The sequence below is a fragment of the Streptococcus sp. SM3 genome, assembly GCF_027497875.1.
The window spans coordinates 1-11,252 of record NZ_JAJNSA010000080.1 but is presented as its reverse complement, the minus strand read 5'-3'; the positions used below and the strand labels follow the sequence as shown (position 1 = coordinate 11,252).

The following is an 11,252-nucleotide window of genomic DNA, read 5'->3' as shown; positions in this document are numbered from 1 at the left end:
TGATGATCGAAGAAGAGGGATTTCTCTTGGTCCAAGCCTTCGATACTCTTGATCTCTTCTTCCGTCAATTCGAAATCAAACACATTGAAATTCTCTTGCATACGTTCCTTGCGGATGGATTTTGGAATGACCACCACATTACTTTGAAGAAGGAAACGAAGGGCAACCTGCGCTACGGACTTGCCATATTTTTCTCCAATTTCCTTCAAGAGAGGCGTGTTAAAGAAATCATTGCGTCCTTCCGCAAAAGGTCCCCAAGACTCGATTTGGCACTGGTATTTTTCCAAATATTTCTTAGCCACTTTTTGTTGCTGGAAGATATGGGTTTCAATCTGGTTGACAGCCGGTTTGATCTCTACGAAATGCTGCAAATCGATAAAACGATCCGGTGAAAAGTTAGAGACCCCGATAGCACGGACCTTGCCAGCTTTATAGGCTTCTTCCATGGCTCTGTAAGTTCCGTAGTAATCTCCAAATGGTTGGTGAATAAGCAAAAGATCAATATAGTCTGTTTGCAATTTTTGCAAGGATTCTTTAATGGAAGCCTTGGCCTTTTCATAGCCCGCATTAGAAATCCAAATTTTGGTGGTGATGAAGAATTCTTCCCGAGGAAGACCCGATTCTTTGATAGCTTGGCCAACCCCTTCTTCATTTCGATAGGACTGAGCAGTATCAAAAGAGCGATACCCCACTTCGATAGCATCCCGAACTGCTTGCTTGGTTTCATCGATTGGTGTTTGGAAAACCCCAAATCCTAATTGAGGCATTTTAACATTGTTATTTAAAGTTTTGTAAAGCATTTTGTTATCTCCTTATTTCTCTTGATGGTTCTAGTTTACATCTGATCAAGAATTTTGTACACTATCAATAAAGGAATCTACTTTTCATAAAACGAAAACTAAAAGGAGTCTGCTATGTTAAACCTCGAAGAACTCGAACAACTCGTCGCTTTTAAGGAGTTAGGAACCCTCTCCAAAGTTGCTGAACAATTCCTGATTTCCACTCCTTCCCTCTCTCGTTCCATGCAACATCTAGAGGAAGACTTTGGTGTCACCCTCTTTGAACGCAGTGTCAATCGGATTTCACTGAATGAAACAGGGGAGCGGGCTGTCCAAGTGGCTCGACGTATTTTGGAAACAAGCCAACAAGGCATTCAAGAAGTGAGAGATTTCGACCAGAGCCTCAAGACCATTACAGTAACCTCTGTTGCTCCAGCTCCCCTCTGGAGTCTCCTTCCAACATTAACCAGTCTTTATCCTGACAAACAAATCAAACATAAGATTTGTTCAACAAGCCAAGCGCTTGAAGCTATTGATGAAAATACCACAGATATAGCTGTCTTGCCCTTTTCTTTTGAGGGACACTCGATTGACTCTCTACCTTATCTCAAAGAAAGTCTGGACATCGTTGTCCCTTTAGACCACGCCTTGGCTAAAGAAACTTCTATCAGCTTTTCAGATATTGATGGCTACAACTTTCTTTTGATGAATCAGATTGGTTTTTGGAATGACCTAGTTCAAGAGAAAATGCCTGCTTCTAAATTCCTCGTTCAATCCAGCCGTTTTGAATTTGAAGAATTAGCTAACAACTCCACCCTGCCTCGCTTTGCGACCAATCTCAGTAAAGATAGAGAAACACTTCAAACAGAACGAGTCATCATTCCTCTGTCTGACTCTGAAGCCCATGTGACCTATTATTTAGTATCCCTCAACCCATATATTCATTTAGCGGAATTCATTAAATAAGACAAAACTCCTGGGAAATCTAATTCTCTAGGAGTCATTTTGTATTTAATGATGATGAGCATTCTCATGATTTCTATTCGCTTCTAGCTCTGCCATATTGCGTTTATGGGCTCGGTGAGTCGCCAGATCTTCATCGACCTCAATGGTGACATTTTGAAAGCCACAATCTTTGAGTAAGTCCCGAATGGATTCTTTACAAACTTCCATATGTTTGACATGCTCTAGACAAACATGGATAATGGCATTTTTCTCCAAGCCATCCATGGTCCAGAGATTGAGCTGATTGACGCTAGCGACATGGTCCAATTGCTCCAAATCACTCCTGATCTTCTGGATATCTACTCCTTCTGGCACAGCATCGAGGAAAATCTTGAGAGTAGACCAAAAACGTGGAAGGGCTTTTGAAAGAATGAAGAAAGAAATGACAAGGGACAAAAGCGGGTCTAGGATATACCAATCTGTAAATCGAAGGATAATCGCCATTAGAATGACAGCCAACCAACCAAGAGTATCTTCCAAAAAATGGAGACTGAGAATGGATTCGTTCTTGGTTTTCCCCTTTTCAACAATCAGACTCGCTAGCACATTGATAATAATCGCAATAATTCCTAACCAGAGAATCCCCTCATCATTGACCGATTGTGGATGAAAGATTTTCGCTATATTTTCCAAAATGACCAAAACGGACCCTGTCATAAGAATCACAGCCGTTACCATGGCCCCTAAAAGGCTAAAACGCTTGTAGCCCAAGGTATAGTGGCTGTCTTCTTCACGATTGGAGATACTTTCCAAAAAGGCTGAGATCCCAATAGCAATCGCATCTCCCAAGTCATGCACCGAGTCAGCAAGAACTGCACTGGACCCAAACACTCCACCAGCGATAAACTCGACAATGGCATAAGTCAAATTTAAGAAAAAAGCTAGCCAAACAGTATATTTTGCCTTCATATTTCTCATTCCTTTGTTATAATAGATTTATGAACATCTTGTTCATTATCATTATCCACTAAAACTCAAAGAAAGGATAGAAGCAAAAGGTCAGCTTTATTCAGTTCTGAACAATTTGCCTCAAGTGTCCATATGACTAACATTGACCGCCGTACCAGTAAAACAAAAAAAGCCATCTATCAAGCTTTTCTACAACTTTTGAACACTAAGGGCTACGAGGCCACTACTGTTCAGGATATTATTGATCTCGCAGATGTGGGACGCTCCACCTTTTACTGTCACTATGAGAGTAAGGAGCTGCTTCTGGACGAGCTCTGCCGCTACCTCTTCCATCACCTCTTTGAAAGAGAGCATTCTATTTCAACCGAAGATTACCTTGCCCATATCTTTCAGCATTTCAAGAAAAATCAAGACCATGTAACCAGTCTCTTGCTCTCTAAAAACGATTATTTTATCCGGCAACTGCGAAAAGAACTGGAACATGATGTCTACCCAATAGTAGCCGACGAACTAATCCAATCGTACCCCAACATTCCTCACTCCTATCTCAAACACCTAGTCGTAAGCCATTTCATTGAAACCCTCAGCTGGTGGTTGAAAAAAGGCAAGTCCTACTCCGAACAAGAAGTGATCCAGTTTTATTTGGAAATCCTACATGTCTATAATTAAACAGAAAAACGAGTCCAAAAGGGCTCGTTTTGACTTTTTATGGATTAAATTGTTTAGGAATGACAATAAATAGAAGGGTCACTAGGACTGAAATCCCAACTCCTGCCGGAAAAATCGTCAGGGACAAGATTAATCCAAGAATCTTAATGCCAATGTCCCAAGTCAACCATTTTTGGCGATCTGCATTCAACCCATACATTTCTGCGCCATCATTTATCTCCTCAAGCGTACGATAATACCATAAGACTGAAAAAGTAATCAGTAGGACGATGACTCCGTAAAAGGCCTGCATAGTCCCATTCGTAAAATGAGTCGCTATGAGCTGTGTCGCATAGGGAAAGAGGGAAGAGAAAAAAAGCATAACAATGGTAGCCCAAACCGTTTTTTGACTGATTTTTTGAATAAGGTGGGAGGCAGCGTGAATATTGGCCCACATAGCTCCTAGCCAAAAGAAAGAGATGGCATAGGCGAGAAAATTTGTTCGAAGCTCCCATAATCCTTGTACATCAAATGTCTTCGGTTTTTCCAACTCAAGTACCAAGATAGTCATAACGATGGCTAAAACTGCATCTATAAAGGCCCCCAAACGTTCTTTTTCCATGATTTGCGGTTGTTTATTCATTTTCCAATCCTTTCAACTCTCACTAAACTTCATTGCTAAGTGATCGTTTATTTCTATGCTACAGTATAGCATGTTTTGATAAAAAATTAAACTCGGAAGAGCAAAATAGATTTGATATCCTTCAAGTATATCACTTCATTTAACAATTAGGAAATCGGCTTCTCCTTATCGGAAGTAGCCTTGCGACCTTATCTCTCATCCTCTACTTCCTTTTGCCGCTTGTTGTACTATCTCTTTGGCTGGTTGGCTGTGGGGTGATTTGCTACGGAGCCTATGGGAATGACAAACAGAAAGAAAACCAACATATATCGCACCACATCATTCATATAACGAGCGCTATTATTATTACGGTATTATTCATTTTGCTCTAACACAAAAAAGGATCATCCGATCCTTTTTTACTTTTTAAGCACTCTTTGCAGCCTTGCTCCATTGATACCAACCAACTAGACTGTTGATGAGATAAATCAGGTATTTCCCTTGAATTTACAGGCTTTCTCCCCACCAGAGATAGATTGAAAAGACATTAGTAGCTGCCCAGAATATCCATTGTTCACGGTAAACAGCTGTCATGAGGATTTGCCCTACCCCATTGGTCGCATCTGTGATGGAATCACGATAGGGACGATTGGCACCAATAGACTGATAAATGAATCCAAAGGCCAACCACCAAAGAACACTAATGGAAAGATACTTTGTCCAGCCCTTGCCGTCCAGTTTACGTGCAACAAACTCCTGCTTTTCCTTCTTAAACTGGGCTTGATAAATCCAAACTAGAAGCCCAATCGGTTGCATAACTGTGAAGTAAAGTGTCGTGAGTACCTCACCATAAAAGCCTTTCTGTAGTGCCAAAATAAGGTAAATAACAGAGTTAATCAAGCCAAAAAGATAATTACTTGCTCGACCTTCCGATACAAATATAACACAGATAATCCCTGTCAAGCTACAAATCATCCCAATCCAGTCAACAATACGGTGTTCATAAATCAATTCTAGCCAGAGAGGAAAACTTCCTAAAACCAGCAAATAAAGCCACTGGGCAAAACTACGATGGGCAAAGAGATCATTCCAAATAGCCTTCATAGTTCCTGAAAATCCTAAATCAGCCATCGCCGTAACCATACGACGGTAACCACCTGACATTTCACCTAGAGTTGTTTTGATATTTTCAATTTTCTTTTGCAAATAAGTATGCATCATTTCTCCTTTTGTTTTTAAAGAGCCGTGTCTGGATAGACTTTCGGACGCAACGCTCTATTAGATAATGAACTGTCTATACACAAGATTTCTAACCTTAGTCGACATGAGTTGAAAATCCTTATTTGTTAAGTAGTTCACAACACATTATACACCTATTTTATGAATAGCCAAGTGTATTTACAGTTAAATTTTAGAAATTCCTGAAAATTTTCTCTTTCTTTCCATTTTAAGTGACATTCAGTAATTCTCACCTCAAAAAAGCCCAGACGACATTGTCTGAGCGTTCTTCTATATAGTCGTTTAACAAAGTTGAGTTTAACAAAGTTGAGTTTGACATTTTCAAACTATTTCTTCAACAAACCTTGTTCTTGTAGAAACTCCTTGGCTACTTGTTCTGCTGACTTGCCTTCAACACCGACTTGGTAGTTGAGCTGGCTCATCTGGCTTTCAGTAATTTTACCAGCCAATTTATTGAGAACTGTTTCCAACTCTGGATGTTTCTTGAGAAGAGCTTCTTTCATGAGTGGAGCCCCTTGATAAGGTGGGAAGAGTTGTTTGTCATCTTCCAATACCTGTAAATCATAACGTGCCAATTCCGCATCAGTCGAATAGGCGTCCGTGATTTGAATATCGCCTGACTGAATTGCCTGATAGCGAAGAGCTGGCTCCATAGTCGCTACATTGAGATTGAGACCATACATTGATTGCAAGCCCTTATTGCCATCTTCACGGTCATTAAACTCGAGAGTAAATCCAGCCTTCAACTGCCCTTCCACTTTTTTCAAGTCCGAAATGGTCTTCAAGCCATATTCTTGAGCAATCTTTTTCGGAACAGCTACAGCATAGGTATTTTGATAAGACATGGGTTTGAGATAGGCTAGATGATCCTGTTTGGCAATACCATCACGCGCCACCTGATAAACCTGCTCTGGCTCATGACTCACTTTAGGTGATGGTTGCAGCAAACTTTCAGTCACCGTACCAGTAAATTCAGGATAGATGTCAATATCGCCTTTTTTCAAAGCTTCGTAGAGGAAGCTTGTTTTCCCAAAATTCGGTTTAACAGTAGCAGTCATGCTGGTATTTTCTTCAATGAGAAGCTTATACATATTGGCCAAAATTTCTGGTTCTGGACCCAATTTCCCAGCAATAACCAAGTTTTCTTTCTCTTTTTGAGCCAAGAGGGCTGGACTATAAGACAAACCAAGCAATATGGTCACCAAGGCAAAACCAGAGAAAATCGTCCGCAATTTTGCCTTTTCCATCACTTTTAGTAGGAAGTTAAAGGCAATAGCAAGCACTGCAGAAGAAAGGGCCCCAATCAAAATCAGACTGGCATTATTACGGTCAATTCCCAAAAGGATAAAAGAACCCAGCCCCCCTGCACCAATCAAAGCGGCCAAGGTTGCCGTACCGATAATCAAGACAGCTGCCGTCCGAATCCCAGACATCATAACAGGCATGGCAAGTGGAATTTCAAACTTCTTGAGACGCTCCCACCTAGTCATCCCAAAGGCAATCCCAGCCTCTTGTAGATTTGGATCAATTCCCTTGAGTCCAGTGATGGTATTTTGCAAAATAGGGAAAATCGCATAAATCACTAGCGCTGTCAAAGCCGGCAAGGTTCCAATTCCCATCAAGGGGATAAAGAGTCCCAACAAGGCCAGTGACGGGATAGTCTGGAAAATCCCTGCAATCTGCAAGACCCAGTCGGCCAGCTTCTCATGATAGCGAAGAGAAACAGCCAAGGGAATCGCGATAAAAATAGCTAGTAATAAGGTCAACAGTGACAACTGCAAATGTTGAGATAGAGCTGTCAACCAATCGCTAAAACGATCCTCAAAAGTTGCAATTAAATTAGTCATGAACACTACCTCCAAACAAGTCTGCTACAAATTCTGTGGCAGGAGCTTTTAAAATAGTCTCGGGATTCGCTACCTGGCGAATTTCTCCATCCTGCAAGACAGCAATACGGTCCGCCAACTTCAAGGCTTCATCCGTATCATGGGTCACAAAAATCGTTGTCATCCCAAACTCTTTATGCAATTCCTTAGTCAGAACCTGCAACTGTTTTCTCGAAATAGCATCCAAGGCTGAAAAAGGTTCATCCATGAGGAGAATCTTAGGCTGACCAATCATGGCTCGGACAATACCGACCCGTTGCTGTTCTCCACCAGATAATTCACTAGGTAAACGATGCCCATACTCGGCTACTGGTAAACCAACCTTAGCCAAAAGCTCTTCTGTTTTCTGAGCAATTTCTTCCTTAGTCCAGCCCTTCATCTCAGGAATCAGTGCAATATTTTCCACGACCGTTAGATTAGGAAATAGAGCAATAGCCTGTAAAACATAACCAGTAGAAAGACGAAGCTCACGCTCATCATAGTCTTTGATGCGCTTGCCATCCATGTAAATATTTCCATCAGTTGGTTCCAAAAGACGATTAATCATCTTGATCATGGTCGTCTTACCGGACCCAGATGGACCAACTAAAACCATAAACTCGCCATTCTCAATCCGTAAATTGACATCTCTCAAGACATCTTTTTCTGTGTAACGTAAAGCTACATTTTTGTATTCAATCATTCTGTATCCTCAATTTAAAACTTTCCTCGGTTGGTCAACTCTTCTACCTTAGGCATGACTTCCTTATTATCCTAATGCTCCACAATTTTCCCGTTTTCTAGACGGAAGATATCATACTGGGAATAGGCAACTCCACCAATCTGAGTCTGACCATAGCTAACCACATAGTTTCCTTGTCCTAAGAGTTTGAAAACAAAGTCAAAAGTGGTCTTTACTTATAAACAGCTAATTTGCTCCATTTTAAACCTCATTTTCCTCCTCTTTCAGATTAGCCAAAATTCTTTCTTGAAAGGCTTCAAACTGACGAATTTCTTCCTCTGAAAATCCTTTGTAAAAGATCGTATCCAATTTCTGACTGACACGATACCCCACTTCTTTCTGAGACTGCCCCAACTCTGTTAAAACCAAATACTTCTTACGCTTATCTTCTCCACAAGGACTAATAGTTACAAGATTTTGTTCCTCTAGCTTTTTAATCATCGTCGTCAGTGTATTATTAGCAAGCCCAGTTTCCAGAGCAATATCTGTCGCAGTTGCGCAGCCGGTTTCACTATTCCATAAAACCGCTAAAATCTTCCCCTGTTCACTCCGATAAAGAGCTTCAGGATCCCGACTAAGTAGCTTTTGAAAAATCCGCCCATTCAATAAACGAATATGATGGGCTACCAAATGACTATCTTTCATGACACCTCCATTTTATTTCGATATCGAAATGAATAAAACAATTGTAACACTCATTATTCCAACTGTCAACTATTTCGATTTAAAAATAATTTTTCCCAGTAAAAAATCTCCCACCCAAGGTAGAAGATTCTAATCTTATAAACTTAATCCGTCATGTCCGATACCAACGTTCGATGCTCCAATGGAACACTGCACATAACTAGCAAGAAAATGAAACCTGACTGAATCCAGAAGAGGGCCAAGTCAAAGATTCCATGCACAGCAACCACTGTAAGGAAAGACAGATAAAGACCGATAATCGGACGTTTCCCCGATTCCTGGCTCATATCCATCATCAAGCGAACAGGAGCAACAGAAGACAAAACTAATAAAATAGTCCCCACAACTCCGTAACTCAGAATCGTATCAATATAAAGACTATGAGCATGTTCATGATAAGGAGCATTTATCCGAGGATACGAGTGCATGTAGGTCAATGGCCCTTCACCCCAGAAAGGATTTTGCTTAAATAAGGCCATCCCAGCATCCCAGATAGAAATGCGTTCTTCCATAGAAGAGTCTAAAGTTCCCATCCGAACTCCCAAATCACTAGAAAAGAGGAAGCTCAAGCCAATCGCAAAGACCCCAATACTAAGCCAAAAGGCCTTCCAGTTTTTAATGGTCGTAAAGAGATAAATAATGGCACCAGCGATAATAGCAGGAAAGGCAGTTCGATTTTGAGTAAAGTTCAAACCGAAGAGATTAACAAAGCCTGCAATCACACAGAATACTTTCAACCAATTCAACTTGGTCGTTGTAAACAGATAGAAAGCAATCATGATACAGAAACAACAAATAATTCCATAATAATTAGGATTAAAGAAGGTCACTTCTGCACGATTCTGATGCCACACCTGCATATTGGGTGAAAGAAAAGCATAGTTGAATTTCTTCACAATTTGGAAATGTTCTAAACTCGCAAAAGCAGCTGACAAGACGCTACCAAACAAGACGAGCTGCAAAATCAATCGAAAGAATTTATGTGATAAAATCGACTGATAGTGCAAAAAGAAAACAGTAAATAGAAAAATTCCTACTGAAGCCACAAGACCCATCCAATTTTGAGCAAAAGTGGATATAACAGTACTATAGCCAAGAAAAAGAAGTAGCATCGGATGCTCCCCCATTTTCTGAAGAATACTTTTCATATCTCCTGTAAAAATCAAACTGATAATATATAAACAGAATACAACTACAAAAAGATAAAAGGGTAAAAAGATACTCAGGTTAATTCCCAATAAAATCAGTTCTTTACTAGACAACCCTTTCAGCTTTTCAATAAAGCCTATTGATTTCAAAATGAATCCTTTCTCTCCAAATCAATTGATTCAGATAATAGTAAGCTATCCTTTATTGTACCACTTTTTTAGCAATTTGAAAACAAAGGAATCGCTTCCATAGGTAAAAAAGCGAGCAAAAATACTGAGATTTCACAACTCAAGCTTAATGACTAGATTCACTCTAAAAAATCGTGCCGAAAATAGTAGGTATATGTTAAAATAGTAGTAATAAAATATAGATTAGAAGCAACTATCCAAACTAAAATCAAATCATATACTATTCTTAAAGAAAGGAAACACTATGAAATCCTACCAAGCCGTCTACCAAATTCTAGCTAAAGAAACCGACTATATCAGCGGAGAAAAAATCGCAGAAGAACTATCCCTAAGCCGAACATCAATTTGGAAAGCCATCAAGCGTCTAGAACAAGAAGGCATTGAAATTGATAGTATCAAAAACAAAGGCTACAAACTGGTGAATGGAGACCTTATTCTTCCAGAACTTCTAGAACAAAATCTTCCAATTAAAATAAGTTTTAAACCCGAAACAAAATCAACTCAACTAGATGCAAAAGAAGCAATTGATTTAGGGAATGAAGCAAACAGCCTCTATATAGCTTCCTATCAAACAGCAGGCCGAGGTCGATTTCAACGTTCTTTCTACTCACCACAAGGTGGCATTTATATGACACTCCATCTCAAACCAAATCTCCCTTACGACAAATTACCATCCTACACACTACTTGTAGCAGGAGCTGTCTACAAAGCCATTAAGAACCTAACTTTAATTGATGTCGACATAAAATGGGTCAATGATATCTACCTAAACAATCATAAAATTGGAGGAATCCTTACTGAGGCAATGACCTCTGTAGAAACTGGCTTAGTCACAGATATCATTATTGGAGTAGGTATTAATTTCACTATTAAAGACTTTCCTCAGGAATTAAAAGAAAAAGCTGCTAGTTTATTTAAAACACCAGCACCTATTACCAGAAATGAATTAATCATAGAAACCTGGCGGACTTTCTTCGAAACACCAGCAGAAGAGCTATTATACTTATACAAAAAACAGTCATTTGTTCTAGGAAAAGAAGTGACTTTTACACTAGATCAAAAAGACTACAAGGGACTTGCTAAAGATATCTCTGAAAATGGAAAACTTCTGGTTCAATGTGATAATGGAAAAGAAATCTGGCTAAATAGTGGCGAAATTTCACTCAAGAGTTGGAAGTAATAATAAACTAGCACAACCGTAAAATCAACAATATATACAAATTTTAGTATTTCTTCAGCCCAATACAGTTGAAAAAGAGCGCAAAAAAACTTCAGATAAGTAATCCAATTAAGTTGGCTCTTTGTCAACTGTAGTGGGTTGAAGAAAAGCTAAGATCTAGAAAGGACAAATTTCGTCCTTTCTTTTTTGATATTTAGGGCGATAAAAATCCGTTTTTTGAAGTTTTCAAAATTCCGAAATCC

10 protein-coding genes and 2 pseudogenes are annotated in these 11,252 nt (G+C 39.6%); 3 read left to right on the top strand and 9 right to left on the bottom strand.

The genetic code is table 11. The features are described from left to right. A partial coding sequence (locus tag PAN06_RS10595) for an aldo/keto reductase (RefSeq protein ID WP_269796277.1) occupies positions 1 to 800 on the bottom strand: 800 nt, incomplete at its 3' end. A gap of 114 nt (positions 801 to 914) precedes the next feature. Here PAN06_RS10595 and PAN06_RS10590 point away from each other — a divergent pair. Continuing rightward, a complete protein-coding gene (locus tag PAN06_RS10590; protein ID WP_269796276.1) occupies positions 915 to 1,745 on the top strand; it encodes a LysR family transcriptional regulator in 831 nt (276 codons plus the stop codon). A gap of 45 nt (positions 1,746 to 1,790) precedes the next feature. On the opposite strand, the gene PAN06_RS10585 is transcribed toward PAN06_RS10590, so the two are convergent. Then, positions 1,791 to 2,693 carry a cation diffusion facilitator family transporter gene (locus PAN06_RS10585; RefSeq protein WP_269796275.1) on the bottom strand — a complete coding sequence of 301 codons (903 nt, stop codon included), beginning with the start codon at positions 2,691 to 2,693 and terminating at the stop codon, positions 1,791 to 1,793. 132 nt (positions 2,694 to 2,825) lie between these two features. Here PAN06_RS10585 and PAN06_RS10580 point away from each other — a divergent pair, with 132 nt between their 5' ends. After that, entirely contained in the window at positions 2,826 to 3,362 is a 537-nt protein-coding gene (locus tag PAN06_RS10580) for a TetR/AcrR family transcriptional regulator (RefSeq protein WP_269796274.1), read from the top strand. 37 nt (positions 3,363 to 3,399) lie between these two features. On the opposite strand, the gene PAN06_RS10575 is transcribed toward PAN06_RS10580, so the two are convergent. The 7 genes and pseudogenes from PAN06_RS10575 to PAN06_RS10545 form a co-directional block, all read right to left on the bottom strand. After that, positions 3,400 to 3,984, bottom strand: coding sequence for a TMEM175 family protein (locus PAN06_RS10575; protein ID WP_061425722.1), 585 nt, complete (start codon positions 3,982 to 3,984; stop codon positions 3,400 to 3,402). Between the two features lie 405 nt (positions 3,985 to 4,389). Next, positions 4,390 to 5,181 (bottom strand): annotated as a pseudogene (pnuC, locus tag PAN06_RS10570) (nicotinamide riboside transporter PnuC). Positions 5,182 to 5,528: 347 nt separating this feature from the next. Next, on the bottom strand, positions 5,529 to 7,049 hold the full coding sequence (locus PAN06_RS10565; protein ID WP_269796273.1) for an ABC transporter permease/substrate-binding protein: 1,521 nt from the start codon (positions 7,047 to 7,049) through the stop codon (positions 5,529 to 5,531). Then, positions 7,042 to 7,770, bottom strand: coding sequence for an ABC transporter ATP-binding protein (locus PAN06_RS10560; RefSeq protein WP_269796272.1), 729 nt, complete (start codon positions 7,768 to 7,770; stop codon positions 7,042 to 7,044). Before PAN06_RS10560 ends, PAN06_RS10565 begins: the two co-directional genes overlap by 8 nt. Positions 7,771 to 7,841: 71 nt before the next feature. After that, positions 7,842 to 7,976: pseudogene (locus PAN06_RS10555) on the bottom strand (polyketide cyclase); the annotation flags it as partial. A gap of 34 nt (positions 7,977 to 8,010) precedes the next feature. Continuing rightward, complete coding sequence (locus PAN06_RS10550; protein WP_269796271.1) at positions 8,011 to 8,454, bottom strand: MarR family transcriptional regulator; 444 nt, start codon at positions 8,452 to 8,454, stop codon at positions 8,011 to 8,013. A gap of 143 nt (positions 8,455 to 8,597) precedes the next feature. Then, a complete protein-coding gene (locus PAN06_RS10545; RefSeq protein WP_269796270.1) occupies positions 8,598 to 9,791 on the bottom strand; it encodes an O-antigen ligase in 1,194 nt (397 codons plus the stop codon). Between the two features lie 283 nt (positions 9,792 to 10,074). Between PAN06_RS10545 and birA the strand changes: the two genes are divergently transcribed. Further along, positions 10,075 to 11,010 carry a bifunctional biotin--[acetyl-CoA-carboxylase] ligase/biotin operon repressor BirA gene (gene birA, locus PAN06_RS10540; protein ID WP_125851991.1) on the top strand — a complete coding sequence of 312 codons (936 nt, stop codon included), beginning with the start codon at positions 10,075 to 10,077 and terminating at the stop codon, positions 11,008 to 11,010. Positions 11,011 to 11,252: the final 242 nt, after the last annotated feature.

Excerpts from the sequence above, each read along its gene's own strand:
- PAN06_RS10590 (WP_269796276.1), top strand. The coding sequence starts at position 915 with ATGTTAAACCTCGAAGAACTCGAACAACTCGTCGCTTTTAAGGAGTTA.
- PAN06_RS10585 (WP_269796275.1), bottom strand. The coding sequence starts at position 2,693 with ATGAAGGCAAAATATACTGTTTGGCTAGCTTTTTTCTTAAATTTGACT.
- PAN06_RS10580 (WP_269796274.1), top strand. The coding sequence starts at position 2,826 with ATGACTAACATTGACCGCCGTACCAGTAAAACAAAAAAAGCCATCTAT.
- PAN06_RS10575 (WP_061425722.1), bottom strand. The coding sequence starts at position 3,984 with ATGAATAAACAACCGCAAATCATGGAAAAAGAACGTTTGGGGGCCTTT.
- PAN06_RS10565 (WP_269796273.1), bottom strand. The coding sequence starts at position 7,049 with ATGACTAATTTAATTGCAACTTTTGAGGATCGTTTTAGCGATTGGTTG.
- PAN06_RS10560 (WP_269796272.1), bottom strand. The coding sequence starts at position 7,770 with ATGATTGAATACAAAAATGTAGCTTTACGTTACACAGAAAAAGATGTC.
- PAN06_RS10550 (WP_269796271.1), bottom strand. The coding sequence starts at position 8,454 with ATGAAAGATAGTCATTTGGTAGCCCATCATATTCGTTTATTGAATGGG.
- birA (WP_125851991.1), top strand. The coding sequence starts at position 10,075 with ATGAAATCCTACCAAGCCGTCTACCAAATTCTAGCTAAAGAAACCGAC.